The sequence below is a fragment of the Terrihabitans soli genome, assembly GCF_014191545.1.
GTDB lineage: Bacteria > Pseudomonadota > Alphaproteobacteria > Rhizobiales > Methylopilaceae > Flaviflagellibacter > Flaviflagellibacter soli.
The window spans coordinates 2,431,491-2,457,822 of sequence record NZ_AP023361.1; the positions used below are offsets into that span (position 1 = coordinate 2,431,491).

At 57.6% G+C, this 26,332-nt stretch carries 36 protein-coding genes and 2 tRNA genes; 24 read left to right on the plus strand and 14 right to left on the minus strand.

The window, feature by feature from the left end:
* Positions 1 to 68: 68 nt before the first annotated feature.
* The 14 genes from IZ6_RS12620 to IZ6_RS12685 form a co-directional block, all read right to left on the minus strand.
* Positions 69 to 455 carry a hypothetical protein gene (locus IZ6_RS12620; RefSeq protein ID WP_222875401.1) on the minus strand — a complete coding sequence of 129 codons (387 nt, stop codon included), beginning with the start codon at positions 453 to 455 and terminating at the stop codon, positions 69 to 71.
* Between the two features lie 79 nt (positions 456 to 534).
* Positions 535 to 1,335 carry a hypothetical protein gene (locus tag IZ6_RS12625; RefSeq protein WP_222875402.1) on the minus strand — a complete coding sequence of 267 codons (801 nt, stop codon included), beginning with the start codon at positions 1,333 to 1,335 and terminating at the stop codon, positions 535 to 537.
* A 262-nt stretch (positions 1,336 to 1,597) separates the two neighbouring features.
* Positions 1,598 to 2,038 carry a hypothetical protein gene (locus IZ6_RS12630; protein WP_222875403.1) on the minus strand — a complete coding sequence of 147 codons (441 nt, stop codon included), beginning with the start codon at positions 2,036 to 2,038 and terminating at the stop codon, positions 1,598 to 1,600.
* A complete protein-coding gene (locus IZ6_RS12635) occupies positions 2,035 to 2,829 on the minus strand; it encodes a hypothetical protein (protein ID WP_222875404.1) in 795 nt (264 codons plus the stop codon). Before IZ6_RS12635 ends, IZ6_RS12630 begins: the two co-directional genes overlap by 4 nt.
* Positions 2,829 to 3,359, minus strand: coding sequence for a hypothetical protein (locus IZ6_RS12640; protein WP_222875405.1), 531 nt, complete (start codon positions 3,357 to 3,359; stop codon positions 2,829 to 2,831). The genes IZ6_RS12635 and IZ6_RS12640 overlap by 1 nt, the downstream gene beginning before the upstream one ends.
* Before the next feature lie 3 nt (positions 3,360 to 3,362).
* Complete coding sequence (locus IZ6_RS12645; protein WP_222875406.1) at positions 3,363 to 4,082, minus strand: hypothetical protein; 720 nt, start codon at positions 4,080 to 4,082, stop codon at positions 3,363 to 3,365.
* Positions 4,082 to 4,441: a hypothetical protein gene (locus IZ6_RS12650; protein WP_222875407.1), complete on the minus strand. Its 360-nt coding sequence runs from the start codon at positions 4,439 to 4,441 to the stop codon at positions 4,082 to 4,084. Before IZ6_RS12650 ends, IZ6_RS12645 begins: the two co-directional genes overlap by 1 nt.
* A gap of 39 nt (positions 4,442 to 4,480) precedes the next feature.
* Positions 4,481 to 5,677 carry a hypothetical protein gene (locus IZ6_RS12655; protein ID WP_222875408.1) on the minus strand — a complete coding sequence of 399 codons (1,197 nt, stop codon included), beginning with the start codon at positions 5,675 to 5,677 and terminating at the stop codon, positions 4,481 to 4,483.
* A 21-nt stretch (positions 5,678 to 5,698) separates the two neighbouring features.
* Positions 5,699 to 6,109, minus strand: coding sequence for a hypothetical protein (locus tag IZ6_RS12660; RefSeq protein WP_222875409.1), 411 nt, complete (start codon positions 6,107 to 6,109; stop codon positions 5,699 to 5,701).
* Between the two features lie 21 nt (positions 6,110 to 6,130).
* Positions 6,131 to 7,270, minus strand: coding sequence for a hypothetical protein (locus IZ6_RS12665; protein ID WP_222875410.1), 1,140 nt, complete (start codon positions 7,268 to 7,270; stop codon positions 6,131 to 6,133).
* A gap of 75 nt (positions 7,271 to 7,345) precedes the next feature.
* Complete coding sequence (locus IZ6_RS12670) at positions 7,346 to 7,744, minus strand: sterol desaturase family protein (RefSeq protein WP_222875411.1); 399 nt, start codon at positions 7,742 to 7,744, stop codon at positions 7,346 to 7,348.
* Between the two features lie 85 nt (positions 7,745 to 7,829).
* Positions 7,830 to 8,057, minus strand: coding sequence for a hypothetical protein (locus IZ6_RS12675; protein WP_222875412.1), 228 nt, complete (start codon positions 8,055 to 8,057; stop codon positions 7,830 to 7,832).
* A 76-nt stretch (positions 8,058 to 8,133) separates the two neighbouring features.
* The gene (locus tag IZ6_RS12680) at positions 8,134 to 9,642 is read right to left on the minus strand and encodes a hypothetical protein (protein WP_222875413.1); all 1,509 of its coding nucleotides are present in this window, start codon (positions 9,640 to 9,642) and stop codon (positions 8,134 to 8,136) included.
* 3 nt (positions 9,643 to 9,645) lie between these two features.
* Positions 9,646 to 11,304 carry a phage terminase large subunit family protein gene (locus IZ6_RS12685; RefSeq protein ID WP_222875414.1) on the minus strand — a complete coding sequence of 553 codons (1,659 nt, stop codon included), beginning with the start codon at positions 11,302 to 11,304 and terminating at the stop codon, positions 9,646 to 9,648.
* Between the two features lie 199 nt (positions 11,305 to 11,503).
* On the opposite strand from IZ6_RS12685, the gene IZ6_RS12690 reads away from it, so the two are divergent.
* From IZ6_RS12690 to IZ6_RS12800, 24 genes are all read left to right on the plus strand, one after another.
* On the plus strand, positions 11,504 to 11,974 hold the full coding sequence (locus IZ6_RS12690; protein ID WP_222875415.1) for a hypothetical protein: 471 nt from the start codon (positions 11,504 to 11,506) through the stop codon (positions 11,972 to 11,974).
* Complete coding sequence (locus tag IZ6_RS12695; RefSeq protein ID WP_222875416.1) at positions 11,971 to 14,418, plus strand: phage/plasmid primase, P4 family; 2,448 nt, start codon at positions 11,971 to 11,973, stop codon at positions 14,416 to 14,418. Before IZ6_RS12690 ends, IZ6_RS12695 begins: the two co-directional genes overlap by 4 nt.
* A 27-nt stretch (positions 14,419 to 14,445) precedes the next feature.
* Positions 14,446 to 14,691, plus strand: coding sequence for a hypothetical protein (locus tag IZ6_RS12700; RefSeq protein WP_222875417.1), 246 nt, complete (start codon positions 14,446 to 14,448; stop codon positions 14,689 to 14,691).
* A 332-nt stretch (positions 14,692 to 15,023) separates the two neighbouring features.
* Positions 15,024 to 15,632, plus strand: a complete 609-nt coding sequence (locus tag IZ6_RS12705) for a hypothetical protein (RefSeq protein WP_222875418.1) — start codon at positions 15,024 to 15,026, stop codon at positions 15,630 to 15,632.
* Positions 15,633 to 15,780: 148 nt separating this feature from the next.
* Positions 15,781 to 16,194, plus strand: a complete 414-nt coding sequence (locus tag IZ6_RS12710) for a hypothetical protein (RefSeq protein WP_222875419.1) — start codon at positions 15,781 to 15,783, stop codon at positions 16,192 to 16,194.
* On the plus strand, positions 16,184 to 16,429 hold the full coding sequence (locus IZ6_RS12715; protein WP_222875420.1) for a hypothetical protein: 246 nt from the start codon (positions 16,184 to 16,186) through the stop codon (positions 16,427 to 16,429). The genes IZ6_RS12710 and IZ6_RS12715 overlap by 11 nt, the downstream gene beginning before the upstream one ends.
* Entirely contained in the window at positions 16,426 to 16,659 is a 234-nt protein-coding gene (locus IZ6_RS12720) for a hypothetical protein (RefSeq protein ID WP_222875421.1), read from the plus strand. Before IZ6_RS12715 ends, IZ6_RS12720 begins: the two co-directional genes overlap by 4 nt.
* Positions 16,660 to 16,740: 81 nt before the next feature.
* Positions 16,741 to 17,100, plus strand: coding sequence for a DUF6197 family protein (locus IZ6_RS16100; protein ID WP_420825587.1), 360 nt, complete (start codon positions 16,741 to 16,743; stop codon positions 17,098 to 17,100).
* A 503-nt stretch (positions 17,101 to 17,603) separates the two neighbouring features.
* The gene (locus IZ6_RS12725; protein ID WP_222875422.1) at positions 17,604 to 17,951 is read left to right on the plus strand and encodes a DUF6197 family protein; all 348 of its coding nucleotides are present in this window, start codon (positions 17,604 to 17,606) and stop codon (positions 17,949 to 17,951) included.
* Complete coding sequence (locus IZ6_RS12730; RefSeq protein WP_222875423.1) at positions 17,948 to 18,277, plus strand: DUF6197 family protein; 330 nt, start codon at positions 17,948 to 17,950, stop codon at positions 18,275 to 18,277. The genes IZ6_RS12725 and IZ6_RS12730 overlap by 4 nt, the downstream gene beginning before the upstream one ends.
* The gene (locus IZ6_RS16105) at positions 18,274 to 18,636 is read left to right on the plus strand and encodes a DUF6197 family protein (RefSeq protein ID WP_420825552.1); all 363 of its coding nucleotides are present in this window, start codon (positions 18,274 to 18,276) and stop codon (positions 18,634 to 18,636) included. The genes IZ6_RS12730 and IZ6_RS16105 overlap by 4 nt, the downstream gene beginning before the upstream one ends.
* 211 nt (positions 18,637 to 18,847) lie before the next feature.
* Positions 18,848 to 19,207 carry a DUF6197 family protein gene (locus IZ6_RS12740; RefSeq protein WP_222875425.1) on the plus strand — a complete coding sequence of 120 codons (360 nt, stop codon included), beginning with the start codon at positions 18,848 to 18,850 and terminating at the stop codon, positions 19,205 to 19,207.
* A 23-nt stretch (positions 19,208 to 19,230) separates the two neighbouring features.
* Positions 19,231 to 19,806, plus strand: a complete 576-nt coding sequence (locus tag IZ6_RS12745; RefSeq protein ID WP_222875426.1) for a hypothetical protein — start codon at positions 19,231 to 19,233, stop codon at positions 19,804 to 19,806.
* Positions 19,807 to 20,264: 458 nt separating this feature from the next.
* Positions 20,265 to 20,480 (plus strand): hypothetical protein, encoded by a 216-nt coding sequence (locus tag IZ6_RS12750; RefSeq protein ID WP_222875427.1) that lies wholly within the window; start codon positions 20,265 to 20,267, stop codon positions 20,478 to 20,480.
* Positions 20,481 to 20,482: 2 nt separating this feature from the next.
* Positions 20,483 to 21,112 (plus strand): hypothetical protein, encoded by a 630-nt coding sequence (locus IZ6_RS12755; protein WP_222875428.1) that lies wholly within the window; start codon positions 20,483 to 20,485, stop codon positions 21,110 to 21,112.
* Between the two features lie 7 nt (positions 21,113 to 21,119).
* Positions 21,120 to 21,335: a hypothetical protein gene (locus IZ6_RS12760; protein WP_222875429.1), complete on the plus strand. Its 216-nt coding sequence runs from the start codon at positions 21,120 to 21,122 to the stop codon at positions 21,333 to 21,335.
* On the plus strand, positions 21,335 to 21,526 hold the full coding sequence (locus IZ6_RS12765; RefSeq protein WP_222875430.1) for a hypothetical protein: 192 nt from the start codon (positions 21,335 to 21,337) through the stop codon (positions 21,524 to 21,526). The genes IZ6_RS12760 and IZ6_RS12765 overlap by 1 nt, the downstream gene beginning before the upstream one ends.
* Positions 21,527 to 21,532: 6 nt before the next feature.
* A tRNA-Glu gene (locus tag IZ6_RS12770) sits at positions 21,533 to 21,609 on the plus strand.
* A 309-nt stretch (positions 21,610 to 21,918) separates the two neighbouring features.
* Entirely contained in the window at positions 21,919 to 22,242 is a 324-nt protein-coding gene (locus tag IZ6_RS12775; protein ID WP_222875431.1) for a hypothetical protein, read from the plus strand.
* A gap of 2 nt (positions 22,243 to 22,244) precedes the next feature.
* Positions 22,245 to 22,321, plus strand: a tRNA-Glu gene (locus tag IZ6_RS12780).
* Positions 22,322 to 22,391: 70 nt separating this feature from the next.
* Positions 22,392 to 22,820, plus strand: a complete 429-nt coding sequence (locus IZ6_RS12785) for a TIGR02594 family protein (protein WP_222875432.1) — start codon at positions 22,392 to 22,394, stop codon at positions 22,818 to 22,820.
* A gap of 68 nt (positions 22,821 to 22,888) precedes the next feature.
* The gene (locus IZ6_RS12790; RefSeq protein WP_222875433.1) at positions 22,889 to 24,319 is read left to right on the plus strand and encodes a hypothetical protein; all 1,431 of its coding nucleotides are present in this window, start codon (positions 22,889 to 22,891) and stop codon (positions 24,317 to 24,319) included.
* A 41-nt stretch (positions 24,320 to 24,360) separates the two neighbouring features.
* The gene (locus IZ6_RS12795; RefSeq protein ID WP_222875434.1) at positions 24,361 to 25,698 is read left to right on the plus strand and encodes a hypothetical protein; all 1,338 of its coding nucleotides are present in this window, start codon (positions 24,361 to 24,363) and stop codon (positions 25,696 to 25,698) included.
* A complete protein-coding gene (locus IZ6_RS12800; protein WP_222875435.1) occupies positions 25,698 to 26,327 on the plus strand; it encodes a zinc-binding metallopeptidase family protein in 630 nt (209 codons plus the stop codon). The genes IZ6_RS12795 and IZ6_RS12800 overlap by 1 nt, the downstream gene beginning before the upstream one ends.
* Positions 26,328 to 26,332: the final 5 nt, after the last annotated feature.

The window sequence follows — 26,332 nt, forward strand, 5'->3', positions numbered from 1 at the left end:
ACTCCAGTAAACTTCTGTGAGAGAGCTTGGGCGGCAGTTAAGCGCCCATACAATACTCTCCTGAAATGTTAAGCCGGCGAACCATCCGATGAGGACTGAGGGGCCAGCTCCCTGAAGTCCTTTTCGTACTTCTTCTGGTTGGCCAGCGTTCGCTGGGTGGAACGAAGAAAAAAAGCGATCAGATGATCCTGCACCCAAGCCAGCAGATCTTCGATCTTCTCAAGCTCGGCATCGATGTCTTCCGCGTCGAATTCTTTCGTCACCTTACCGCTGGGTTTACGTTCCGCGAGAGTCGCGGCGAGGACTTTGTTACGAAGTTCCGGGTCCAGCTGAATCATGGAAGCTTCGGTCGGGTCCTGGCAGAGCGAGGTCAATGCATTCAGCAGACCGTAGCTCATCAGGATTTCTCGATCTTTGGAATTCACCTTGATCGAGAACTTGGGTTCAATGCTCACGCTGTGAGTTTCTCCAAAAGAAAAAGGCCTCCGTCATGTAATGACGGAGGCCTAAGTGAGCAAGCGTACTATTCGGCTCTTACTTACCCGAGAGGCCGATCATTACCTTTGTTCCATAGGTGGAATAGAACGGATCACCGGGGACGCCGGCGTAAGGCGTAAACTCGAACGGAAGGTTCGAGAAGTTCTCGGTGTCGAAGCTGACAGAGAAGCCCTTGGTGATCTTGATCTTCGGGAAAAGCAGCACGACAGGCGAGCCATCTTTCGGAAGAGTACCAACCACTTTGGCCGCGAGGGTCGCCTGAACGACGGAGCCGCCAATCTCAACCTTGTTGGCCTTGGCCACCTTGGACCCGGCGGCGAAGGTCACACCCGTCGGGACCGAGAAACCGGTGGCGATACCGATCGTAGTCTTACCGGTGTTGAGTGCGACGGACGACGCCTTGACGACGTGAACCTTGTCGTCTGCTTCCTGGATGTAAACGAATTCGCCAACGTCGATCTCGGCATCAAGATCGCCGTTCACGACGAAGGTCGTGTCGGACGAATCGACTTCAGCATCGAGCGGAAGGATCGTGCTCGCGTTTTCGAACGTCGCGCCAGAGGCGTCGAGGCCGGCCGCGTAAGCCAGGTTTCGGGAGGTGAACTCGTAACCTTCGAAAGAGGCTTTCAGACCGTGTGAGTTCTTGACCGACATCACGACATCATTGGTGATGCCCTGCGTCAGTTCAACGAACGTCGGGTCTGCGGTCACGACGAAACGCTTCACCAGACCGAGCGAATGCTTATCGGGCTGAAGCTTGTGGAGGTCGGCCATCGGACCAACCATGACGGTCGCGTTGGCGAGCAGAAAAGAGTCTGTACGGGCGGTGCCGGCCATAATGATCAGGTCCTTTTGGCGTAGAAATTCGGACCCTTGATACGTCGGCTCTTGTACTTATATTTGCTATGTAGTACCGCCTCGGAAAGATTCGGAATGAATCGTACAGCTCAACACACCATCAGAATGACAGAAGACTTGGCCGACTGCTTGAAAACGAGAGCACGGCACAACAACAGGTCCATCAGCGCCGAATGCGTTTTTCTTATAGAAGCCGCATTGGCCGCGGAGTTCGAAGCTCCTATCGGTCTGCTTCGTGCTCTTATGCTTGAATCTCAAGCAGCGCAGTCGCCTGAACAAACTGCCAAGGCCTGATCGTCGCTCGGCCTACAGGCGCCAGCATGGTGCCTGAAGCAATGACCATCTTATTCAGCAACGAAGTCGTTGCGGCGTCGTAATACTCGACCGTCTTAGTCGGTCGCATCTTCTCGAATGCCATGTTCAGACCATCGCGCAGACGAAAAAGGTTCTCGTCACCATAGGTCGAAACCGCGATCGCGAACGTCACTTCAATCACATTCTCTGACTCGACAAACGCGAGCCCGTGCGGTCCTAAAAGGTCACTGTTCGGCAGCTCCTGCGTTTCCGCGTGAGCATCCCAATCATAGAACTGGAAAGCCCCATCCGGAATCGTGGAATTAATTTCCTCGATGAGGGCTTGAGCAAACTTCACGACCGAGCCGTGAAGGTTTCGGTACATCATAGACGGCCTCTCGATCCCTGGAAGGAATTGGCAACGGCCTTCCGTAGAAGGCTTGGAATACGCTCATAGGCCCACCACGCGATGGTGGGGCCGACCAGCGGGCGGTTAACCGTGCCTCCATTAGGGAAAGACGGCCCGCGGAGTTTGAATTCAGGCGCCGACGGAAACAGCATCCGCTCGAGCCCTTGAGTCTTGCCGGCGTCGGAGACTTCACCAGTTGATAGTGCGTGCAGTCGATATGGTGTGATCTTCGGCATGATCCGAATGATCATCTGCCCCAGCACGTCCCGACCGAGTTGGCCACGCTCTTTGAGATTGGCCCACGACTTCTTCCCGTAGTCGGCCTTGTAGCTGATCTGTACGCCACCCGTGCGAGCCACGAGCTTTCCGTTGGCTTTCTGCATCTTCGACCGAAGCTCGCCGGTATGCAGGAATAATCTGTAGGAGTTCCGCAGATACCCGGATTTTATCTTGTGCCTTACCGTTCGAGGCGACAGCTCCTTCCAAACCATGCCACCATCAAGACCGCCGGAGATGACTGCCATAATGTCCACTCCCCCAGGCTGATCAGGAAGACCAATCAGCTTCTGGGTAATGAACGGGGTGATCTTCTCGATCTCCTGGTTGCCGGCCCGCTCCATCCGGCGCCGAAGCAGTTCGACCGCTCTAAAGGATTGAGCGCGAACGTCCTTGTCCATCGCGTCCATGATGTCCTGAGCGATATATGCAGCCGTCTCGGCATTCGGCACCATCTTGCGGTATTTGCCACCGATACGGACCTCGATCGTCATTACTGGATCTCAACCAGCTTCACACCGAGTAGCTCATCGATGCGCTTCACGATCATATTATTGAACTTGTCCCCCAACTGCAGCGCCGCGGATGTGATGACGCGGCGCGTCTCTTCGCGGGCGTTTGTTTGCCGATCAGGGAATTCACGTCCGGTGGGCTCCATGAGACACCAAACCGTGCCGAGACTTGTAAACGTGTTGCTACGGTTCAGGCCCGTCAGAAGGTCGACCACGGAAGCCGCCCGAGCCCAAGGAACCTGATGAGTCAACTGAAACAACCGGTGGACGCGATAAACATCTCCGAAGCCATGATCGGCGATCAGGAAGCGCCGGCCATTTCCATCGAGCATGATCGCCCCAATCGGGACCGAACTATCGAGCGGCAGACGGAGGAGAAGGCGGGGAGACGTGAACTCGTAGCTCGGAACCGAGCCTTCTTCCGCGGGATGAATCGTGCCGCTGAATTCGAGGCCGGTGTCGAGCTTGTAAATCGAACGGAAATTCGCGGCGACGGCGCCAAGATGAGGCACGGCTTAGGCCCCCGTAATGGGGTCGACCGGTGTGGTGAGGACCAGCAGAGGATTGTCCCCCTCGGAACGGCCGGTAACGAGGTTCAGAGCCTCCGTAAGAAGCGACTGGGTCTCACCATAAAGCTTGCTGAAGTCCTTGATCGGGGCACGATCAAAGGTCAGAGGTCCGTCGGACTGGCGCTGCGCTACGCGAAGCTGGAGGCTCGGGAGAACGCTCAGAGCCGCCGCGTAGAGGATCGCCATATTGGCAGAAACCTCGACCTTAGTTCCGGCAGCGAGCGCCGCGGCGAGTTCGGTCTGACCGACGATGCTTTCGATGGTGAGAAACGCTTCGAAGATGTCGATGTCGCCGTCAGGAAGCTCACTGGCATTGACGCCACAGTAAGAGCGCACATCCGCAGGCGAAGCCGAGTAGTTGATAAAAGGCACCAGACGAACCGGAATCCGCAGAGTGTGCGGCATACCCCCGTGGACGAAACGCACGATGACAGTGAGTTTCGAGAACCGACCGGAGGAGATCGACGTATAGGTCTGGGAAATTGAGATGATCGTCCGGGTCGTTGTGGGACCCGTCGAAAGGGGGACGTCAATCAGGCCGGTGATAGGTTCACCGGCCTGATCGTAAACAGTGTAGACCGCGGTTCCGGAGTCAGGAACTTTCGGGTCGCCGCTGACGGTGAAGAAGACCGGGACGGCGATGGAAAGTCCTGCAAGGAAATCCATCAGTCGGCCTTCTCTTCCTCGATCTCGGCCTTGTCTTCGTCAGCTTTGGCTTTGCCCTTGCCGCGCTTCTTCGGAGCCTTTTCAGGTTCCGGTTGGCCTTCGACTTCGACGCCGTAAGAGGCCAGGAAGCTTTCGAGAAGAAGGGTCTGGTCACCCTTACATTCTTCCGCGTATTTGCGGAGTTCCTCGTCAGTCGCCTCGTCATTGACCTGGGCGACTACCCGCACCTGACCGATGGCCGCGCGCGAGCTGAGGAAGGGGGACTCGTCGGTGACCGTCAGGCCGTCATATCGAATGACTTTTCCGTTGGTCGGATCGAGGAGTTGGAAATCACCAGTGGTTTCGACAATCAGTTTCATGAGGGATTAAGGGGGCGCTTTTGGCGCCCCCTCCTTTCCTTAGCCGCCGAAGTTGTAGATCGAACGGGTGTCACCGAACGGGAGGCGGTAACCGGAGTTCTCCGTCTTCACGTAGGTGATCGACTGGTTCTGGATCGACCGCTCGGACTCTTCGATCAGAGAACCGGCTTCGATCAGCTCTTCGATCGTGTCGCCACGCGAATAGCCGACGAGCTGGTTGTCCGGAACGCCGCTCGAAAGAGCGAAGTTGATCGTGCCCTGCAGGAGCGGGACACCACGGATCTGGAAGCCCATGTTGGCCAGCTGCTCGGCATCCGTGGCAACCTTATCCGACGTCGGAACGCCGAACATGATCAACCACTGAATGTAAGCGTCCCAGTTGCCGAGGACGGTGTCGATCGGCGTGCCGGCCTTCGCGCGGGCAATGAGCCAGCGGACGAGGTGCTGATACGAGATCTTACCGTTGGTGGCGTTGGTGCCGACCGCAGTGTTGAAGGACGACTGAGCCACAACGCCGGCCGCGGCGTGAACGCCGTCACCGTTGATGAGAACTTCCGTCGCCGCCCAAACCTTCGAGCGTTCGGTTTCACGGGCCATACGGATCGCGTACGGGGTCAGCAAGTCGAGGCGAGCCCGACGGCTGAATTCGTACGAGGTACGATAACCCGAACCATGCTTGAAGAACTGAACCGAGTTCTGCGTGGTGCGGATCGTCTTCACGCGGACGCGGGACAGTTCCGCGACGGCGTGCGAGCCCTGATAGTCGGCTTCCTTATCATCGATAACCGTCGAGATCAGCTCAACACCGGCGACGGTACGCGAAGTACCGACGATGGACTTGACGTTCTCAAAGGTATCCTGGCGGTATTTCCAGCGAACCATATCATCCACGACCTCTGGGAAGAGGGCACGGGTGCCGGGGAACGTCTGGAAGGTGTCCGACGCGAGGTCGAGCACCACACCCTGTTCGAAGTTGTCGTTGACCGGGAGGCCGAGGAACGACAGAGCGGCTTCATAGCCACCGAGGAGACCCTGGCTGTCCGCGAACTGGTCGGGGTTATCCGAACCGCGGACGTCGATACCAAGGGTCAGGAAGTCGCGCAGACCGAGACCGAACTCCTTCGCTTCCGCGACGAGTTTGATCGCCGCTTCAGCAGAAGCGGCCGGGCTGTCGCTGCGGAGCGGGGCAAGTTCCTGAACCTTGCGGCGCTTGAGCTGATGCAGTGGACGAGACATTTTGTTGTTTTTCCCCTTGGATTAGACCTGAGCCACGACGACTTCAGTCGCCAGGACTTCGACGACGATGTTGTATTTACCGTAGTCGTCGTCAGCGACGACCTTTGCACGCACGGCGCCGGCCGTGCCGTCACCACAGACCGACTGGCCGATGGTGATGGTTTCACCCGCGCCCTTCGGCAGAGTGTTGATGAAGCGCAGAGCCACCGTCCCGACGAGCTGGCCTTCGACCTTGCGGTCTTCAACCACTTCCAGACGGCCGATGATCGCATCGCCGTCACCGACGAGCTTCACGGTGTTCGCAGCGGCGCCAAATGCGACCGCCTTACCCTCGTCGGCCTTGGTGATGCCGTTCGCGAGCTTGAACGTGAACAGGGAGTCCTCGAAGTGGAAACCCTGCAGGGAGACTTTGTTATGAAACGACGTAGGCATATTTTTCTTTTGCTCCTGGGATTACCGAGGACGGTTGGTGCGGAACGCCGACACACCCTTCGGGGTGTCAGGGGTTTTGAGAGAGTCGGCCGGCTTGGCACGACCGCCAGCGACGAGAGCCGCTGCCAGCCCCTCGGTCGTTTCGGTGATGAGGGAGACGATCCCCTGAATATCTGCCGGAACCTCGGCATCGACTTTACCGCTGGCCGTAAGGACTTTCTGAGCAACACCCTTCAGGGCTTCCGTCGCGGCAGTCAGGTCAGCCTGGGTCGACTCGATCGTGGCGTTCGCCTCGGTGAGCTTCGCCGCAACATCATCCGCGGTGGCGGCTTCGAGCTTCGTCCGAACATCGGCCAGTTCGGCGGTCAGCGTTTCGATCTGGGCATTCGCCGACGTGGCTTCCGCCTGCGAAAGAGCCAGCTTGGACGTCTTGTCCGTCAGCTGGGTCATCAGTTTTTCAAAATCCACGGTGGGACTCCCTTCAGCTACTGCCGTCAGCACAAGGACATTCGGGTCCAAGCCGCTGGCGGCGAGGCGCTGGAAATTTGCGGACCCGAAATGAGATTGTTCGCGCGAGACGATCTTCGCCTTCTGGGCGCCGCCACGATGGACGAGAGACATCTCGAAAAATTCTGAGAGACCAACGAGGCGCGCGAACACACCGTCCTGACCAAGCTTGTTGCCGTCCGGGTCGGTGCCGGTCCAAAGATGCTCGAACGTCGCGTCAGGGCCGTAGAAGTCGAAACCGGAGGCGCTCGAGAGCAGCTTCTTGGACAGGATCGAGACCGAGACCTGATCAACTGTCCCGCGTTCGATCTGACCGATCAGATCCGCGTGCGTTGGGTCGACGAAAAAGAGAGTGCGAAGTTCGCTGTAGTCCCCGCGGTCGATGACCTCGCCGTGGAATACCCGGCCAACCGGGAGCACTTCGGTGTTGTGCATGATCTGCACAGGACGGCTTTCAGCGGCGAGCGCCGCGGCCATCTCAACAAGCAGATTCCGCTCGGCTTGAGCGTTCAAGAACAGAGTGTGACGTTTGCGAATTGGGAGCGTGTTAAAAGCCGCTGCCTCGAACACCACAACGTCGTCGACATTTACATCGTCACCGACGGCGGCTTTTAGCTTCGCAATGATTTCTGCCGTTTTGGCAATCTGCTTCATAGCAGACGGAACATGATCACGCCGAATTACACTTACAAATCTGTGCAGACTCGGAACGATTCGGTTCGAGGCTAGTCAGGCCTTATAGGTGCCGAAAAACACATCCCAGATCGGGGACGTGACCCCGTAATTATACCGCCACTGACGATGGTGAATGTCATGGGCGGTTGTCAGCTCGCCGAAGCTTTCCGGGTGATGATGCATCCCTTCGTGCACCAAGACGTACGCGCCATAGCCGACTAGATGACCGGCCACGAATCCGATGCCGATCGTACCCGCCAAAAGGTAGCCGACTGTGAGGGCTGCGGTTGCGATGATACCCGCCGCCGGATATGGGATACCCATGCCGTCGAGCGGATTTCGGTGATGAATCGCGTGATACCGAGGGAACCATCCATGTAGGATGAACCGGTGCACCAGATACTCGGCCAAGGTCCAGGAAACGAGACCAACGAGCCCCGCTACGAAGCTCATTTGTATCCAAGTCCCAATAGGATAAGTGCTGCCACCACCCCGGCGCTGCCGACGAATTCGAGGACCGTGGCGAGCTGTTGTCGCGTCACGAGATTACCCCCTCGCCGCGCTTGTTCGGCACCCAAGGGCGATCCTCGATTATTCGCTTGTTCCCCTGCACGCTTTCCATGCGAAGGATCAGACCCGACCCCTTGCAATCTCCGCAGGTATCGTAGCCGAAGGTCATCTCGGCAGCGTCAGTCCAGCTCTCGCCGCCGGCGCCTTCGCATCCAGGACAAAGATGAATTTCACCACCGTCTCTCAGCGCGCCCATTATTCGATCTCCTATAGGTGTGCGATCTCGTCGCCTGATTCCTCATCGATCTCGTAAGTGTCCCAAGGAGGTGTCATTACGGCCCACCCTGATCCATAAGGAGAAGAGCTGCCTTGATCGCCTTCGAACGACTGGCGTTCGGATTTCCCTCCGGGGAGAGACTTCGACCCAGAGGATCGCTGTTTGAGGTCGGTCCCTTGCCGCCCCCCGCCTCGCCCCCCGCCGGTGCGGGCGTGAGGAAGCCAGTACCCGAAAGTTCCGGGGCGCCGTCGGGCGGAAGACGCCCATACATAAGGAGATGATATTCTTCGTCCGTGATCAGGCCATCGGACAGGTCTTGCCGAAGACGCTGAGATTTGAGCATCAGCTGCGGCTCGAGTTCGAGATCCGGTCGCAGCTCAGCATGTCGGAAGGTAACTTCCGCCCAACCCTGAAATCCGTTCGAGTGAAGAATGAAATTGCCGACCTTGGTCAGAATGTCAGCGATCGGCTCATTCAACTCGTCAGCATTCATCGCCGCGATACGGGCTTCGACCGACGAGGTGTTCACACCACTCTCGCCGCGGCCGATGACCGTCGACATGGTCTTCAGGCCGGCCTGGTTCTGGGCGTTGAGGGTCTGAATCACCGAGGAGATGTCGACCGCCATGCCGGGCTGACGGTCATTGATGATTTTGGGTTCTACAGAGTCGAAATGGACGATGGCCTGATCGGCGCGCATCGTGGCGAAGGAAGACTGAATCTCCGCCAGTCGAGAGGCCATGTAACTCTTGAGCTGGACCTGATCGGCCTTGATGTTGGCCGGAGCGTTCTTGAGGAGGACCTCCTCGACGACTTTGACGTCCAGCCGCGGATAGCCGGTGACCTGCATGATCCGATAGAGGTCATTGATGACCTGCTGACGCGCAGCGATCGTGTTGATTGCCGCGACGAAATAGGACCAGCTGTAGATGTTGGTCGGGTCTCGGCGGAAGTGCGAGACGAAGAAGGTCGGAATGTCGAGGTTGATCTCGTCGTTCGAACCCTCGGGCTTCTGGATCGGCTTATACTCTCCGGACTTCTTCTCTCGCCACTCGACATCAGCCATATCGACCTGTCGAAGCTCCGACGGCGCGAGCTTATCGCTCAGCACCAACTCAACACCGACTGACCCCCGAAGGAGAGCCATATATCGGAGGTTCTCACAAACCTGCTTCATGCTCGGCTTCAGTTGGAAACCAAGGCTGTAGTCGGTGACCGTCGAGAGCAATTTGAATGCGGTCTGGAGTTGCTTGGTCGCCTCGCGGTCAATTTGACCATCGACGGTGCGAGCGAGAAGCAGCATCTCCGTATTGGACATCGTCAGGTAGGCATTGAGCGCCGCCGAGACATCAGGGTCCGTCTTGAACAGTTCCTGTAGAAGAACCCGGCTATCGTTAGCCTGACGAGACGAGAAAAGGTCGGTGAGGTGTTCCCGATATTGCGGGACGGTCAATACGCCATCGTTGGCGTTCGGATCAAAGGTTGCAGAAAGGCCTACCCCGCCCTTCTTTCCCTTCTTTTTAGGTAGGACCCAAGTAAAAAGGGATCCAAAGTTTAGGGCCACCGATTAAAAGCCTTCTCGATGCAATCCGATTGATATGGGTTTCCCGCTTGGGCGTTTTAGGCCCAGGTGCGACTCGTTATGAGTCGGAATGTTCACTGTAATGACGCTGGACATAATGCGGTTCTCGGTCAGATCCTGAAAATCCTGAATTGTTTTCAGCTTGAACGCCGCCTTGAGGAAGCCGAGTGCGTGGAAGAAATGGTCGTTCCCAGTGAGCTTTTGCCATTTGGCCGGCTCCTCGGCCGACTCAATGCGGACCATGTCCTGCAAGTGCTCGATGATCAGCCGCTCGTACTGGGTATAACCGGTGAAAGCCCACTGCTTCTTACGGATGGACGACACCACGGCGTCGATGATCTGTGTCCGATTGACCTGGACGTGGCTAAATGCTTCGAACTCGTCGAGCACTAGATTCATGGAAGCTGCACCGCGGTACTCGACCGGAGCAATCCTGCCGTGGGTCGAATCTCGCAACTCGTTGGCCGTCGGAGTGTAGGGATGGCGATCGAGAGCGCCGGTTACGATCGTGTATTGTTCACCGAGCTGCTTGATCCGCTCAACGAGCTTGTCGGCGTGGATCTGTTCCCAGCCAAAGACAACATCGGGCGTGCCGTAAACAAGATGGCAGATCTGACCGACGTCGATCCCGATACCAATTTCCTGCGGAAGAGTATCCGGCTTCGAGGCGCCGGCCATTACCGCTCGGACATCGGCCTCGCTCAGACGAGCGTTCGAGTCGTTGTAGGGTTCCCCGAGAACTGTGTTGTACCAGCCGCGTAGATTTTCCTGCTGTTTCATCTTCAGCAGCTGGCCGACGATATAAGGAACCGTCAGTCGAGGGGTAGCAAATGGCCGTACCCGGTAGCCACGGGCTCGCCGGCTGGGGAATTTGGCCACCCACTGGCGCAGAGAGGGATTGCCCAGGTCGAGCGGCGCCGAACACTTCTCACATCGCACATACGCTTCTTCGAGAGCAATTTTCGCTGCCATATCGACGTCGATCTCCGAAAGATCGTTCAAATCGGAGCTTAAACCCGGCAAACAGATGAATTTCGGCGTGAAAACCGGGTCGTTCCAGTGATTGCAGCGGGTGCAGCGGCAAAGATATTCGTGCTGATCGGAGGCCTTGAACTTCGCGTCGATACCAAATCCGACGAATGTTGGAGTCGAAAATCCCTGCGTGATCTTGAAATCGGAGTTCTGGAGACGCGACTGGAAGAGACCGAGCATTGCTGGGTCCGACAAGTCGACTTCATCATGCACAAGCATGTCGGCTGAGATCGAAGTGGCGTCACCTTCGGTGTTGCCGGTGAAATATCCGAAGGACTGGTCGATTTGGTAGAGGCCCATCGACCGGATGGGTTTTTCAATGCCGCCCTGGTTAAAGACCGGCTCGCTGTCCATCAATGGTTTGAAGCGGGTCTGAGAGACGCGCTTGTACATCTTGTCATTCGGAAGGGTGAAGATGCCGGTGACGGCGGTGTTTCTCTTCAGGAACCCGCCATATTTGCGGAGCTGAACTTCGGTAAGGCCGATCTGGGAGCACTTGATGCACGACAGGTCGGGGTGCATGTCATCGGCGATCTGTCTTTGGAATTCGTACTCATGAAACGAGAACGGTCGCTTCTTCAGCGTTGTGTTTTTCTCGATCCAGTTCGACATGGACATAGATGTCCGGTCATCGGAAAACTTCGAATCGAGGAGGTTTGAGAAATCCGAGAGAAAAGCATTTCCGGACACTGTCGTTACATAGGAACGACTTCTTCGAACGCAATTCAGTAGGAATGGAAGCGAAGTTGGAACGACATTTCGTTGCCTAAACCCAAGGGGAAACTATGTCAGGCTTCCAAAGAGGACCTGAATGTTCTTCCCAAAGATTACCGAAGACACTTTCCGCCCATTGAAGGCGGCAGCAGACCTCGCGAGGCATCACGAGGGCTATTTAGACAGCCCAGATTGTCCCTACTCGGACGAAATCAAGGAATTTCTCCGAGCACGTCAAGTCGCAATTCAGACCCAAAAAGCCGACATTTTTGACGTTGAAGGGGACAAAAACGAGATCATCGAGCGCGAGATCACCGGCCTAATCAACGAACTGAAGCAGTTCGGCACTCAGCTGACGAACAAGGATCACTCCGAAAAGATCCAGTTCTTCAAGACCTACACGGGTGTTCTGGAGAAGCTCGTCGTTCTGAAGGAGCGGGTCTTCAACATTCAGGAAATGGCGACGTTCCAGTCGGTCGTGATCCGCCTCATGGAGGAGGTTCTCTCCAAGGATCAAATCGCTGAGCTGATGAGCCGTCTCCGCAATCTCAAATCGGTTTCCCAATGAACAATATCTTCGCGAATGAGGCGCCGCGCTATTGGGCGGCCGGCCTCCCCGTTATTCCGCTTCGTGTTCGGGACAAGATGCCTGCGATCAATCGCTGGCAGCTGTTCGCTGACACGATGCCGACCGAGGATCAGAAGGAAGAATGGCTGCTCGTTTATCATAACGGCAACATTGGCCTTCCGCTCGGCCCGCAGTCCAACATCGTCGCGATCGACATCGATACCGATGACCCGAAGGTGCTCGCCGTTCTCGAGCGCGTCCTTCCGAAGTCGCCCTGGAAGCGTATCGGACGCAAGGGCTGCGTCATGGCCTACCGCTATAATGGTCAGCGCACCTTCCGTCTGAAGTTCGCCAACGGTGAAATGCTCTGCGAGTGTCTCTCGAAAGGCACCCAGTTCGTTCTACCCCCCTCGATCCATCCGACGACCCAGCTCCCCTATCAGGCCAACGGGCACCTGCTCGACGTTTTGTCGATCCTCCCGCTCCTGCCCCGTGACATCGAGTCCATCCTTCGTGGAGCGCTCGAAGATGAGGGTATCGAGCTATCTTCGGGCACTCAGACTCGCGTTTCGACGTTCGTCCCCTCCGGCGCCCGCGACAACGCGATGGTTGCCCACGCCGGTATCCTGGCTCGGGCGATCACCCGCGGTGAACGGACCCTGATCGAGGCCCTCGATGAGATCGGGGAATGGGTTGATAGCTTCGTCGAACGGGTGGCCGGCGACGACATCAGCCGTGAGAAGGCCCAGCAAAAGGTCATCGAGTTCCTTGTCCGAGACGTTCTCGGCGAACGAAAGCGCACACTCCCCGAAGGTTGGGACACCGGGCTGTCGGGTGAGGACAAGGAGAAGCTCGGCCTCAACTTCGAGGAAGAAAACGAGCGCTGGGAAGCAATCAAAATCCGCAATTACATGCAGGCGGAATTCCAGAAGATAAGCGAGCCCAACTCGTCGGCTTGGATGTCGACGGTCGAGTTCGTTCTGGCGCGCATCGCGGCCGCGGACCTCTCCTCACTGGAAGAGGACCAGATGCTGCAGACGATCACCAACCTGTCGAACAAGCAGATCACTCTGACCGCTCTTCGGAAGCGGCTGCGGGAACTCCGGCAGGGTGAAATCGAAGGCAACGACCACGCCGAGATCGCCAATGCCGTAATCACTGAGATGTCTCATTTCGGTGAAATCCGGTTCTTTGGCTCAAGGTTCTGGCAATGGCGGGGTGCCTGTTGGGAGCCCTTGCAGGAGGGTCATATCCTTCGGGTCATTGCCGAGGACTTCGGCCACTATCCTGCGGCCAAGAAGCAGAACGACCACCGCGGCATCGTAAAGACGATGGCCTCGTTGCTCGAAAAGGACCTGAAGCAGATTGCGCTCTCAGGCGTGAACTTCGCGAACGGCTTCCTGACCGAGGACCTCGAACTGCATCCGCATAATCCGGACCACGGCCTGACCTATGTCCTGCCATACCGGTACATGCCGGAGGACGCCGGCCGCTGCCCGCTGTTCACCCAGTATCTGCACGATGCGTGGGGCGAGAACCCGGACTTTCAGGACAAAATCTCCTCACTGCAGGAGATGATGGCCGCGACCATGTTCGGGCTCGCCCCCAAGTTCCAGCGGGTCTGCTGCCTGCTCGGGCCGGGCGGGACCGGCAAAACGACGCTGGCAAAGATCATGATGGAGCTTCTGCCGGATGACGCGGTCTCGTATGTGCCGCCGCACGACTGGAGCGACCGCTTTCAGCCGACCATGATGCTGAACAAGATCATGAACTTCTGCGGCGAGCTATCGGAGTCGAAGCTGATTGATGGTGAGAAGTTCAAGCTCATCGTCGAAGGCGCCGAGATCAATGGCCAGCTCAAGGGTCAGCAGATCTTCAAGTTCCGGCCGATTGCGGCTCAGTGGTTCGCAGCGAACCATCTGCCCAAGAGTCGAGACCACTCCGACGGGTTCACCCGCCGGTGGCTGTTCCTCGAATTCACTCGCGTTATTCCTCGTGAACAGCGGGACGTCGATTTTGCCGTCCGGGTGGCGAACGAAGAACGGGAAGCGATCGCGTCATGGGCTGTACAGGCAATCCTGCGGCTGAAGGAAAATCAGGATTACACGATCCCGATGTCCCATGTCGTCCGCGTGGAAGAGGTGTCGAACTCGATCAACTCTGTCCGTTATTTTCTCACGGGCAGCAATCAGGTTCGGGTCGGGATCGCTGCCCATCAGGGATCGAAGGAGACCCGCGTTTCCGAAGCCAAGTTGCACGAAAAGTATTACAGTTTCTGTCTCGGTTCGGCGGGTGTCCAGCCTGTTGGGCTGCAGACGTTTCGGCAGCGGATGCGCGACTTAAAAGTGAGCTTGGGGTTCGACATCATCATGGGCAAGGAAACGGCCGGCCCCCCGTCGGTCGAATACGAGTTCATCACAATTGTGGAAACGAAGCGCACGTAACTGTATGGACGAGGACCTGGGAAACTTATGAGTGTCATCTACGACGTGAAGGACCTGGAACAGGATCTGAGGGAGACGGTGGCTGAGGCCCTTGCCGATGAAATCCCGGCCGGCCGAGTAATCGGAGTTCTTCTTATGGAAGCGTGGCGTTTGAGGATTGCGACCTCGACGAATTTGTCAGAAGTCTACGTGGACTTCGCAAGCGCTATGGCGGATGTTTTCCGGACGGGGCCTCGAACAGAGGCCGAGATGTTCGGACACAGCATCAACTAATAGAAAGGCCCGGCGAAAGTCGGGCCTTTTTGTTTGCAAGTACTAGTGCCTGGATTTTGGAAAATTTACTGGAGATAAACTTAGGGTCATTCGCACCTAAACCCCTGTAGCTCTTGAGAAAAAGGTCTACCCCTTATGCTTTTATGAGTATTTGAGGGTGGTATCTTGGTTATAGGAAGAGATTAGATAGTCTAATCTCTAATATAGGAGAATTGTCTCTAGGCTATACTGTCCTTTAACACCCACGTTGTGGGTGAACGGGAGAGGTATGTCTTCAGCACAACGCTCCGAAATCTTACCACGGTAAGATTTGACCTAGAAGGGATAAGAGAATGTCCAAGGTTATTTTGACCCGCCTCGCTTCCATGATCGAAGCGGCGAACAAGGCGGAAGTGAAGGTTTCGGAGGCCACTTGCGACGTGGCCGCCATGACGGTTGTCACGCTGAACGCCTTGGGCTTCACGTCCGACGATAAGGCTATCCGCAAAGAAGCCTCTGCCACCGTCACGGAGGCGCTTGACGCGCTGAAGTCCGAAGGCGTCCGGGGCCAGATCATGGCTTGGGCCAAGCGTGCCGTGCTCGGCGCGTATGGTGCCGATCTTGTGGCCAATGCGAGCCACCGTGACCAGTTCCTTGCAGTCCGGTCCCGCATGGGTGCCCGTGCATGGCGCGATGTCCGGGGTGAGTTCAGCAAGGGGACCGGCAACGGCCGCGGGGATGAAGCCAAGGCTAAGGCCAAGGCCACCAATCCCGCCCCGGCGGATGCTTCGGATGACATCCCCGAAGCCACAAACGAAGTGCGCGCGTTGCAGGCCATTGCCGCCATGACCCTCGCGGGTGATGTCGAGGGCCTGAACCGCCTTGCCGAGAAAATCCTCTCGGCAATCGACGAAGCGGCCAAGGTTGCCGCCCCGTCCGAAGAAGTCCCCCTCGCGGCCTAACCCCTCCAAAGGGCCGCGACCCTCCGCCCCTCCCGTGTCTCAGCGGGAGGGGCACCCCCTCCCGTCTGTACATCCTAATTCTGGCCCTGCGGCCCGAAGCTGATGGCGCGCGAGAGCAAACCCAAAATTTATTCGGGGCACGAATTCCATGAACCGCCAAACCATCCGGGTCAGACCCGAAGAGAAATTCGCTTTGCCGAAAACCGAGGCGCAGGTTCTGGAACGTCTCTTCTTTGAGACGGAGCCTGGACCTCAACCGACAGACTTTGCTCTGGAGGGGTCTCGTGCCGTCTTCGATCCGCTCGTCGGCTGGGTCATCCAGCGGCGGCGCGATGGCGAGTGGCAGGACTACTACCGTCCTCCTCGCAAATCTTACCGCGGTAAGAGACCGCGCCGGGCTCCGGTCCCGGTCCAGAGCGAGGGCCGTGATTACACGGTCTTCGATAGGACGACCGGCGCACGGCTCTGGACCGTGACGGGCGATGCCTACCATGCGGCTGGCGAGATATGCCGGCTGGTCGAACGGTCGGGCGGCAATCTGGGGGACATCTATGTCCGATAGATACGCCACCGCCAACTTGCTTCTGCAGTCGAACTCCCGTGCCGGGATCAGGCTCTGGCTCGCAGAATACGGGGCGACCTCCCGTACCGACATCGTCAAGGCGCTCGAAAAGCGCCTCGAAATTTTCGCGACCGACCGGGATGAGGTTCTGGCTCGGGCTCGAGAAAGCGCAACCCAATTCATCAACCGTCCCCGGCCTTGGCTCGGGCGAACCATTCTGGAGGCACACCCATGACCAATACTCCTGCTGGCATTCGTCAGCCGCGCCATTACGTGATCCTGTCTTTCGACGGCGAGCGTGAGATCGGCCACGGCATCGTCGACTGGTCCGATAAGGAAGACCGCCGCAAATTCGCGCGCCGGTCGGACAAGGCCATGCGTGCCGGCCACATCGTCACGACCTGGAAACCGAACCACAATCCGAACGGGGGCCATCATGGACAACACGGACACGCGGCTCGCTGAGCTGTTCGGCGTGCTCGTCGTAGTCGGGTTCTTTGTGTTCCTGAGTGCGGTGGCGCCATGACCGGGCTCTACCTTCATCTTATGGAAGTCGGTCCAGAGCCCGTCCCGTTCTCTAACTTGCTGGTTGGAGAAACATACACCGAGGTTTCGCGCGCGATACTAATTCGGGCTCGGGACCGGGTGAAAGCGGGATGGTCGCAACAGGCTTTTGCCAGAGATGGTGAAGACCGGCCGACATCCGAATGGTCACCGACCGCCGTCCGTTGGGATGCGATGGGTTCCGTATGGGCGGTCGGTGGAACTCTGGCCGAGATCAACTTCCTACGCTCGTTCCTACCGTTAGGGAGCGGAGGGCTGCTGACGTGGAACGACGATCCAGAGCGATCACCTGAACAGGTGATCCAACTGTTCGACGACGCGATCTCCGTACTTACTGTGTGAGTGCTCCCATCCTTTTCTCTTCTCTTTTTCTCTTCTCTAAGATCAAGAGTTGGAGAAAGAGAAGAGAGAGTTAGGTTTGTCAGTGGGGTATTTGATCTCACGCAGAGAGATTTTTTATTCCGACAGAAGAAGTCAAGAATATGTAAAGGGTGAAATGCCCGAAAACAAACCTAACGATCCTCGATCCCGCATCTTGCGTCTCATTCAGGATCACTCCGACGAAAACGCCTGTTGGCTGTGGACCGGGGCCATGCACCCCCGCGTCCGTACGACCATGCAGTCGAAAGGTTGGTTCGGCAAGCCTCGAACCGTTACCAAAATACCGAAGCCGGTCATCTCGATAAACGGGAAGCCCGTCTCGGTGGTGCGTGCCCTCTGTCCCGATCTCCCACGCGGAGTTCGCATCTTCAACACCTGCGGTCACGACCGTTGCGTGAACCTGAAGCATCACACCTTCAAGGGCACGTTCAACCGGCGCACCGAGACCCAGACTGAGGTTCCTTATGAATACCGATCAACTGATCCAGAGCCATCCTAACCCGGCTCTCCTGATCCTTCGGGGCGTGCGTCTCATTCTCAAGTCTCGCAGACGTTGGACCAAGGGTGCAATGGCACGCGACCGTTTCGGTGAGACGGTTATGTCCTATGGAAGCGATGCTTCGTGTTTCTGTCTTTACGGCGCGGTTCGTCGTGCTTCGGATGAGCTGGGGCTCACCTCTTATCGAAGCTGGGCGATCACCAGCCTGAACACTGCGGCCGGCGGCTGCATGATCACATTCAATGACCGGGAGAAAACCCGGCACCAGGATGTGATTGCTCTGCTCGACCGAGCGATCCAGGAGGCGGCATGAACGAGCTGGTGCTGAACCTGCAAAAGGTTCGTGAATATCTGACGCCGAAAGGCCGATGGACTCAACGTGCACTCTTTCGGGATGCGGCGGGGAACTCAATCTCCACGCTCGACGAATACGAGAACCGGGCGACCTGTGCGTGCCTACTCGGTGCAATCCACATCTCGGTTCCGCCTCAACATATCGATTCCGTTAAGCGGGCGATTGTGGGCCAACTTCCACCGTCCGCGGCGGGTGTCATTCATTGGTTCAACGATGATCTCGGCACGAGACAGAGCGATGTTCTGGCCGTGATCGACCGAGCGATTGAGAAGGTGGCGGCATGAACGTCTATAAGAAAATCCAGAATCATCCGAACCCGGCCCTGTTAATTCTTCGGGGCGTTCGGCTCATTCTGTCGGACCCGAAACGATGGACGAAGGGTTCTCTCGCGAGAACGTCTCGCGGCAAAGAGGTCACCGAGGTGTCTCCTTCGGCTTCTTGCTTCTGTCTCGAGGGTGCTCTGTTCCGAGCCGAACACGAGTTGAAGCTTTCGAATATCGATCGGGTATCCGCCCGCAGCATCATCCAGAGTGTGCTGCCGAAACCGTTCGGCATGTCGATCTGGCTCTTCAACGACAGTAAGCGCACCTCGCACAAGCGGCTGCTGAAGGTCATCGACCTCGCGATCAAGGAAGCGGCGTAAATGCTCGAACTTGTTGTCTCGCGTACCGACGACATCGACCCCGAACAGCCTGACCCCGGTCCTCCGGCCGGAACGGTCTGCAGAGTTCTGGGTCGCACCCGTGAAGGGAACCTGATCCTCGAAGGCTGGCCGGCGCCGGCGACCCCCTCCTTCCTCGAAGGTTGGATGGCCGAGGACTTTCGACCCGCATGTTCTCAGGAGCGTCTCGACTATGAGAGACATCTTCATCAACGCGAGGAAGTGGCTCGCTGACCCCAAGCACTGGGTTCAGGGCGAGCTGTGCGTATACGACGACGTTAACAATCCCGATCTCAGAAAGGTGTCCTGCACCTGTCTGATGGGGGCTCTTGATCGTGCCTCTTCGATCAAGGCAAACGACGCGCTGATATGGGCTGACTATGACGTCCTCGCATTCTTGAGGAAGTTCATCCCCAACACTGGTGATGGCAACGACATCGCCGGGTTCAACGATGACACCAACACGACGCACGCCGATGTCCTGGCCGTGCTCGACCGCGCTATCGCGGCCTGCCCGTTGACCGAGGTCGAGAACCCGGTCGCCCACCACTGATCTTACCGCGGTAAGGAACCTTCATGCAGATCACCCTCAAAAGGGCTTTGAAACTCCGTAAGGAGATCGAGGCCACGCTCGCCGCGGCGAAGCTCGAGACCCGAGCCTCCTTCTCCCTTCTGGTCCCCAAGGTCCAGACCGATCTCGAAGACGTTATCAAACTCACCCAGGGTGAGCTGATCGCGAAAGCCCGCCGTCTCATTGAGCTGTCGACCGTTCTTCGCGTCCTTCGCATCGACATTTCGCAGGCCAATGCCAACGCCGGCGTCGATACACTGCTGGCCGAGATCGCTGATCGTGAGCGGGTGATGAAGCTCCTGAAATCGATCACCGACGCGGCGCCGATGGCAAGCATCGAACAGCTGACCGCTACCAAGGATCGCGCGGTCAAGAAGCTTGACGATCCCGATTATTCGTCGGACTCGCTTGCGACCAATCTCGTCGACGACACAATCCGCGAGGAACTGTCGAAAGAAATTCTGAGCCTGAAGCGCACCAAGGAGACGCTCGAAGACGAGCGTGCGGCGCTGAATGGCTCCACCCGCATAACTCTCACGAAGACGCAGGTCGAAACCCTCACGGGCTTCGGCTTGCTCTGAGTGAGAGCGGGGAGACTGACTCGAAGTGCAAAGCCCTGCCGATGGGGTCAATTGTCGGATTGGCAAACCTACTGTCTCTAGTAGCCGGCCCATAACGGCGACCCTCGCGGTCTCCTGTCCATAGTCGCCGGTCATCATAGACGTTTGTGGTTCGTGCCTCGTCGATCGTCGATCGTTCCTTGTCCTGCACCTCGGCATCAGTCTCCCCACCTAATTGGGTTGGGTCCAGCGTCCACCAAGAGTTGGCTTGTCTCACCCTCCGACGCGCGTCGGTTGGGACAAACGAGCGTGCGGCCGATGAGGTGGAACTGATCCAGACGTCCCGGCACTGATCAATCGCCCCGTCGGCCCAACCCTTTCTTTTGCTCCCTTCGTCTAGCGGTCTAGGACGCCTCCCCTCTCAGGGAGGAAACGGTGGCTCGTATCCATCAGGGAGCGCCAATTCTTACGGAGAAGGTATGCGCGAAGCTCTTCTTACATTCGTCGTGTTCGGCCCGGCTCTCGCCTTGGTGTTTGCTGCGGCTCGCCGGCTTTCCCATCGGTACAAGCGAAAAGCTCCGGTCGAGATGGAAACTATCACCATCCGGACGCTCGGTTATACGGACGGAAACTTCAGCTATCACAGTGACCGGCCAATCTCGATCCAGATCACGCGCCCGAAACTCGCGAGGTAACAATGTTCACAAGCACCTTCTGTTACCGGGGTCAGATCGACTTCCCGGAGTTCAGTGGTCTGCGCGTCATGATGATGCCGGTTGTATTGGGCGACCTCGGGTCAATCCCGGACATGCTCGCCTCGTATCGTGGTGTTCTGACCAAACTCTTCGCTCTCGGTGGCCATGCCGGTTCCGTCGGCTATGTCACCATCGACGAGAAACATCTCACTCCGGGTGACACAACCCGCCGCGGCGGTCTCCACGTTGATGGTGTCTATCAGGGGAAGATGGGGGCTTGGGGTGGCGGTGGCGGTTGGGGTTCTGTCGGCAACGGAATGCTGACGGTCTCCAGCTATCCGGCCTGTCGGGCATGGAACCAGCACTTCATCGGAATGCCGGGCGACGAGGGTGAATGCGACCATCTGATCGACCAGCTCGATCCGAAGGCCGAGCGCGTCTTCGGCGCCGGCGAGGTCTACTGGCTCGATGGTCTCTGTGTACACGAGTCCATGCCGGTCCCCGAAGAAACTGACCGGCAGTTCATCCGGCTTTCGCTCCCGAGCAACGGCCCGTGGTTCGAAGGTTACACGGAGAACCCTCTCGGCATTCGCCCGAGCGGTGAAATCCTTCCTCGTCGCGAATTCATGTGAGGCGGAAATGAGGATCAAAGGCAAGCCCGTGCTTACGGGTAACAAGCGGCTTCGCCGTGGCTTCCTCGGCCGAGCGGTGATGCAGGTCGAGATCGAAATCCCCACCGGTGTCGCTTTCGGCGGCAAGGATTACTGGACTTCTGGTCGACGCTATTGGCGTGACGCCCGGTGGTCTGATGTCCAGACGCGAGAAGCTCCCTTCTATGTGAAGGTCGCGGCGTAATGGCAAATCGCTACATCGTTGCTCGAAACACCGAAACCGGTCGGTGGGAGATCACCGCCGAATACCCGGAATCTGACGGGACGGTCCTCACTCAAAAGCTCGAACGTGATTACGAGACGCAAGCTCTCGCTGCGTCCTGTGCCCGGTTTGTCTCCGGCATCGGAGATCAGGTCATCGTCCACACCTCGTAACCAATTGCTCCCTTCGTCTAGCGGTCTAGGACGCCGGCCCTCTCAGGCCGGAAACGGTGGTTCGTATCCATCAGGGAGCGCCAATTCATAGAGAGGTTCGTAATGGCAAGCCGGGACGACATGGTCGCGTATCTCGTCAGGTTCCATTCGATCGAGCAAATTGCCGAGCGGCTTCTCGACAAAATGACAAAGGCCGAACAGCGGCAGCTCGACCAAGAGACAACGCAATATGTTCGGAACAACTCCCCCGAGGAACAGAAACGTCGCCGGAGGAAGTATGCACCCTAGTCATGGAGATGGGCACCACCATCACATTCTAGTCTTCCGGGAACGCCAGTTCCGTAGGAAGTTCCCTTTGCTGAAGCAGTTCTGGACGCCATATCCAGCGCTCGATGAAGTTACCCGCCTCGATCAAGATCGGTCCTTACGTCTGGAAGATCCAGCTAAGGTCGAAGACTTGGCAGAAGCGCGAGGGTAAATTCGGCTTCTGTCGTTTCGACGATTTTGCAATGGACATCGTCGACGATCTTCCACCGCTCTTCAAAGCGGAAATCGTTCATCACGAGATCGGTCACGCCATTTGGTGGACCTATAATCTGGACAGTCGCGAGCGGGAAGAACGCGCGATCATGTCCCTATCTCGTGGGTACATCGACCTGTGGGCTGACAATCCCGAACTCCTACGGTGGTTCGCGGCCCAGCTCCCCAGTTCCTAATTGCTCCCTTCGTCTAGCGGTCTAGGACGCCGGCCCTCTCAGGCCGGAAACGGTGGTTCGTATCCATCAGGGAGCGCCAACTCTTACCGCGGTAAGTTTTGTACTTACAAATACTTGGGCCGGAGAGCCCAATACTTCAAAGAGGTCACATGAGAAAACTGATCAGCGCGGTGTTCATCACCGCTCTCCTCTGCATGTCTGCACCGTCAGTTTCGGAGGCTCGGGGCGCCGTCGAAGTCGCTCAGAAATATGTCGGAACCAATCCGACCCACCGTCGCACCAAGTGGTGTGCCGAATTCGTCAACTTCATCGAGAAGAAGGTCGGCCGCCGTGGAAGCGGCTCAGCTTGGGCTAAGAGCTTCCTCACCTACGGCAAGCGGGTGTCGCAGCCGCAGAAGGACGACATCGCGGTCATGAACCGTGGCAACCCGAAGGGACGAAACGGCCACGTTGGTTACTTCGTCGGCTGGGCTCCGAACGGCAAAGCGATCGTGATCAGCGGCAACGGCAAGGGCAGCAAAGTCCGCATCGCCGAATATCCGCGAAGCCGGATCATCGAGTTCCGCCGACCGGCGTAACGACAGCTCTCACCGCGGTAAGCACAAGGGGTTCCTTCGGGGACCCCTTTTTCGTTTCGAGGGGTTCTATGTTCAAAGTCATCTATTTCCAGAAGGGCTCGGATTTTCAGCAGGCCTGGACCGAGTATGACCCGGACAGCGGGAGCGACATTACGAAGCTTTGGACGGACGGGGCCGAGGCAGCTGAGTTCTGCCGGGATCAGATGTCCCTCCACCACGGCTATGTGTTCCAGCCGCGTATCGTTTCCGGGACCGAATGGCGTGCTCGCGAGGAGCGGCGCTTTTCCGAGGGCACCTATCGTGAACTGCCTTGGGTTGGTCAGCCGTGGTTCGACGGTAAGTACCCGGATCACTATGCCCACGTCTCGGTCGAGACCGAGGCTCAGGTCGCCTACACCGAGACCGAGGCGAAGGGTCATGCCGATCGGCAGACCCGCCTCAACGCAGGTCGTTATCTGACGAAATTCTTCTCCGATGTGTTGTCGGAAACCCAAATTCGGGATTTGGCGACGGAATATGTCGCTCTTCTCGACGACTGCAAACTGCTGTTCACGGACAACCCGACGAAGATGGTCCGAGTTTATGTGAACGGGCCGCATTCTTGTATGCAATATCCGGCGGATCATTTCCAATCCCGCTTCCACCCCGTTCGGGTCTATGCGGCCGGCGATCTGCAGCTCGCTTGGCTCGAGCGTGATGGCCAGATTACAGCTCGTTGCTTGGTCTGGCCGGAGCGGAAGATTTACGGCCGCATCTATGGAGACACCGCTCGTATCGAGCCTCGCCTCGCCGCTCTCGGCTATTCAAATGGAAGCTTGAACGGGGCACGTCTCAAACGGGTTCCGGTCGGCCGCTCGAAGCGTAAGTTCATTGCGCCGTACATCGACGGCCGTCAGCGGCTGACCGACGGTGGAGACTTCTTGGCCATCGATGCCGGAGGTGAGATCTTCGCTGACGGCACCGATGGCATCGCTCGCAATCCGATGACGAAGTGCGAGCGGTGTCGCCGGGGTGAAGAATTCCATGAGCACAACGGCTACTCCGTTCGAATTAACGGGGATGGTGGTGTTCGAATTTGGTGCCACCGCTGTGCTCACCGACACGCCGTTGATTGTCGTTATCACGGCGACCGGTTCCCTCGACGATTGGCGGTCGAAGTCGAAAACCAATTGTGGTCCCCCTGGGCGGCAGAGCAAAACTCTTTCGTCTGCGATGTTACTGGGCGGCGACATTCGAACAGGCATCTTGCCGTTCTTCATGATGGTCGACAGGTCCGCAGCAGCCTTGCTCGCGACGTTCGTCATATCGATGGTCGCCGAATTTTCGTTCTAACCGACGAGGCTGTTCGCCTCGATGACGGTACTTACTGGTCGCAGGAGATGTTTGCCGAACACGGCTTTGTCTGCGCCATCACCGGTCGAAATTACCGGAATTGCGATCGACGGTCTCCGGGAGAGAACGTCTACCTCTACGCCCCGGCTAACGCCTCGGCAGCATGAACCAAGGCCCTTCGGGGCCTTTTTCTTTTGGGAAACCCATCATGTTTCAGGTTGTTGAGCTGACCCCGGAAGGGGAGCGGCCGGTTGTCGACGACGCTGGTCAGGTCATGACCTTCGAGAACGGTTCGAAGGCCGCAGACCATGCCCGCCTGCTTGGCGGTAAACACCAACCTCGACCCGTCAAGGCCGAGGTGGATTGGCGTTCACGAGAACAGGCCCGTTTTGACTCCGGTCATTACGTCAAGGTGCCGTGGGTCGGGGAGAACTGGTTCGATGGGAAGTACCCGGATCATTTCGTCCATGTCTCCGTCGAGAACTCCGGCATGGTCGCCTATACGGAAAGTGACGAGAAGGGTGCGGCCGATCGGCAGAATCAGGTCCGTGTCGGTCGCTATCTCGAACGCTTTTTCTCGAAGGAACTGACCTCTGCCGACATCGCTCGGCTTTCGGCGGAGTTTTCTGACCTCTTCGAGGAAAACCTGCTCCTGTTCGCGAAGACCGCCGATGAGATCGAGCACGTCTATATCACCGGCCCGAACTCGTGCATGGCCCACAAGGCCGAGGACTATAACTCCCCGTTCCATCCGGTTCGCGTCTACGCAGCCGGCGATCTGGCGGTTGCGTACATGACCCGTGAAGGGAAGATCACCGCTCGGTCGCTGTGCTGGCCCGAGAAGAAGATCCGATCGACTATTTATGGTGACTCCGTTCGCTTGACACGGCTCCTGCAGGAAGCCGGTTTCTATCACTCGAACGATGGTTTCACAGGAGCCAAAATTCGGAAAATCGCGCACGGAGACGGGTATGTGATGCCCTATATCGACGCCGCAGAGGGTGTCGTCGACTGTGGTGATCATTTTGAGATCAGCTTCGGCAGCAACGTCGACTATGCGGCCGATGACACCAATGGGCTTACCTGTCCCATTGGTGAGTACTGTGAGTACTACGGCGAAAACCGGAACGAAGAATCCTACTACATTCGCGACCGTCAGGAAAACTGGTGCGAGACAGCTCTGGAGAACTACGGGTTCACCTGCGCTATGACCGATCATCACTATTCCGAGGACGTTGCCGTTTACATGGCGAACGGTGAAACCTGGAGCGAGTCCGCGTTCAATCGTTTCGGCGGAGTCTGCGCTCGAACCGAAGAGAACTATCACCTCGAAGACCTCGTGGAGATGGCGAACGGCGACCACTGGCATATCGATCAGTTCGCCGAGCATGGCTTCGTTTGCCAGGGCAACGGGAAGAACTACCCCACCGATGATCAGGTGATCTTGGAGGACGGCCGTCGCTGGTCGTCGGATCACTTCCAACTTCACGGAGAGAGCGACCCAGCGACGGGCATGTTCTTTGAGAAGAAGAAGGATATTGCCTGATGTCTGGATACGCAGCCACGGTCGAGACCGAGACCGAGACCAAAAACAAGGTCGGTCTGAACCTCCTGTTGGAGATGTTGCAAACCAAACGCCCCGCCGGTTCCAAAGCCGAGCGTCGGTTCATCAAGCGTTATCTGAAGCCACTCGGCTGCTCTCAGGACGGTTTTGGGAACCTGATCTTGCGGATCGGCGATGCCCCGGTTCTCTGGTCGTCTCACACCGACACAGTTCATCGTGAAGGCGGGACGCAGCATGTCGTCCTTGAGGGCGTCATCGCTCGTCTTGCGGCGAATTCCAAGTCGAACTGTCTGGGCGCGGATTGCACCGCCGGCGTCTGGCTCATGGTCGAGATGATCAGAGCCGGCGTCGAAGGTCTTTACATCTTCCATCGCGAGGAAGAATGCGGCGGGCGGGGTTCGCGGTTCATTGCCACCCGAACCCCCGAGCTTCTTGATGGCATCAAGTATGCCATCGCGTTTGACCGGTACGGTTACCAGTCGGTCATAACCCACCAGTTCGATCGGTGCTGCTCTGACGAGTTCGGAGTGTCGCTCTCGAAGGCTTTGGGGGCAGCTTCAAACTCGATACCGGAGGCGTATTTACGGATACGGCCAACTATACCGACCTGATCGGA

Coding starts and splice junctions, on each gene's coding strand:
- IZ6_RS12675 (WP_222875412.1), bottom strand. CDS start 8,057: ATGGGCGCGCTGAGAGACGGTGGTGAAATTCATCTTTGTCCTGGATGC.
- IZ6_RS12700 (WP_222875417.1), top strand. CDS start 14,446: ATGAGTGTCATCTACGACGTGAAGGACCTGGAACAGGATCTGAGGGAG.
- IZ6_RS12635 (WP_222875404.1), bottom strand. CDS start 2,829: ATGACGATCGAGGTCCGTATCGGTGGCAAATACCGCAAGATGGTGCCG.
- IZ6_RS12775 (WP_222875431.1), top strand. CDS start 21,919: ATGAAGTTACCCGCCTCGATCAAGATCGGTCCTTACGTCTGGAAGATC.
- IZ6_RS12725 (WP_222875422.1), top strand. CDS start 17,604: ATGAATACCGATCAACTGATCCAGAGCCATCCTAACCCGGCTCTCCTG.
- IZ6_RS12670 (WP_222875411.1), bottom strand. CDS start 7,744: ATGAGCTTCGTAGCGGGGCTCGTTGGTCTCGTTTCCTGGACCTTGGCC.
- IZ6_RS12715 (WP_222875420.1), top strand. CDS start 16,184: ATGTCCGATAGATACGCCACCGCCAACTTGCTTCTGCAGTCGAACTCC.
- IZ6_RS16100 (WP_420825587.1), top strand. CDS start 16,741: ATGGAAGTCGGTCCAGAGCCCGTCCCGTTCTCTAACTTGCTGGTTGGA.
- IZ6_RS12795 (WP_222875434.1), top strand. CDS start 24,361: ATGTTTCAGGTTGTTGAGCTGACCCCGGAAGGGGAGCGGCCGGTTGTC.
- IZ6_RS12645 (WP_222875406.1), bottom strand. CDS start 4,082: ATGGATTTCCTTGCAGGACTTTCCATCGCCGTCCCGGTCTTCTTCACC.
- IZ6_RS16105 (WP_420825552.1), top strand. CDS start 18,274: ATGAACGTCTATAAGAAAATCCAGAATCATCCGAACCCGGCCCTGTTA.
- IZ6_RS12655 (WP_222875408.1), bottom strand. CDS start 5,677: ATGTCTCGTCCACTGCATCAGCTCAAGCGCCGCAAGGTTCAGGAACTT.
- IZ6_RS12750 (WP_222875427.1), top strand. CDS start 20,265: ATGCGCGAAGCTCTTCTTACATTCGTCGTGTTCGGCCCGGCTCTCGCC.
- IZ6_RS12785 (WP_222875432.1), top strand. CDS start 22,392: ATGAGAAAACTGATCAGCGCGGTGTTCATCACCGCTCTCCTCTGCATG.
- IZ6_RS12790 (WP_222875433.1), top strand. CDS start 22,889: ATGTTCAAAGTCATCTATTTCCAGAAGGGCTCGGATTTTCAGCAGGCC.
- IZ6_RS12690 (WP_222875415.1), top strand. CDS start 11,504: ATGTTCTTCCCAAAGATTACCGAAGACACTTTCCGCCCATTGAAGGCG.
- IZ6_RS12740 (WP_222875425.1), top strand. CDS start 18,848: ATGAGAGACATCTTCATCAACGCGAGGAAGTGGCTCGCTGACCCCAAG.
- IZ6_RS12765 (WP_222875430.1), top strand. CDS start 21,335: ATGGCAAATCGCTACATCGTTGCTCGAAACACCGAAACCGGTCGGTGG.
- IZ6_RS12660 (WP_222875409.1), bottom strand. CDS start 6,109: ATGCCTACGTCGTTTCATAACAAAGTCTCCCTGCAGGGTTTCCACTTC.
- IZ6_RS12650 (WP_222875407.1), bottom strand. CDS start 4,441: ATGAAACTGATTGTCGAAACCACTGGTGATTTCCAACTCCTCGATCCG.
- IZ6_RS12760 (WP_222875429.1), top strand. CDS start 21,120: ATGAGGATCAAAGGCAAGCCCGTGCTTACGGGTAACAAGCGGCTTCGC.
- IZ6_RS12665 (WP_222875410.1), bottom strand. CDS start 7,270: ATGAAGCAGATTGCCAAAACGGCAGAAATCATTGCGAAGCTAAAAGCC.
- IZ6_RS12800 (WP_222875435.1), top strand. CDS start 25,698: ATGTCTGGATACGCAGCCACGGTCGAGACCGAGACCGAGACCAAAAAC.
- IZ6_RS12630 (WP_222875403.1), bottom strand. CDS start 2,038: ATGATGTACCGAAACCTTCACGGCTCGGTCGTGAAGTTTGCTCAAGCC.
- IZ6_RS12755 (WP_222875428.1), top strand. CDS start 20,483: ATGTTCACAAGCACCTTCTGTTACCGGGGTCAGATCGACTTCCCGGAG.
- IZ6_RS12695 (WP_222875416.1), top strand. CDS start 11,971: ATGAACAATATCTTCGCGAATGAGGCGCCGCGCTATTGGGCGGCCGGC.
- IZ6_RS12705 (WP_222875418.1), top strand. CDS start 15,024: ATGTCCAAGGTTATTTTGACCCGCCTCGCTTCCATGATCGAAGCGGCG.
- IZ6_RS12730 (WP_222875423.1), top strand. CDS start 17,948: ATGAACGAGCTGGTGCTGAACCTGCAAAAGGTTCGTGAATATCTGACG.
- IZ6_RS12625 (WP_222875402.1), bottom strand. CDS start 1,335: ATGGCCGGCACCGCCCGTACAGACTCTTTTCTGCTCGCCAACGCGACC.
- IZ6_RS12720 (WP_222875421.1), top strand. CDS start 16,426: ATGACCAATACTCCTGCTGGCATTCGTCAGCCGCGCCATTACGTGATC.
- IZ6_RS12710 (WP_222875419.1), top strand. CDS start 15,781: ATGAACCGCCAAACCATCCGGGTCAGACCCGAAGAGAAATTCGCTTTG.
- IZ6_RS12685 (WP_222875414.1), bottom strand. CDS start 11,304: ATGTCGAACTGGATCGAGAAAAACACAACGCTGAAGAAGCGACCGTTC.
- IZ6_RS12745 (WP_222875426.1), top strand. CDS start 19,231: ATGCAGATCACCCTCAAAAGGGCTTTGAAACTCCGTAAGGAGATCGAG.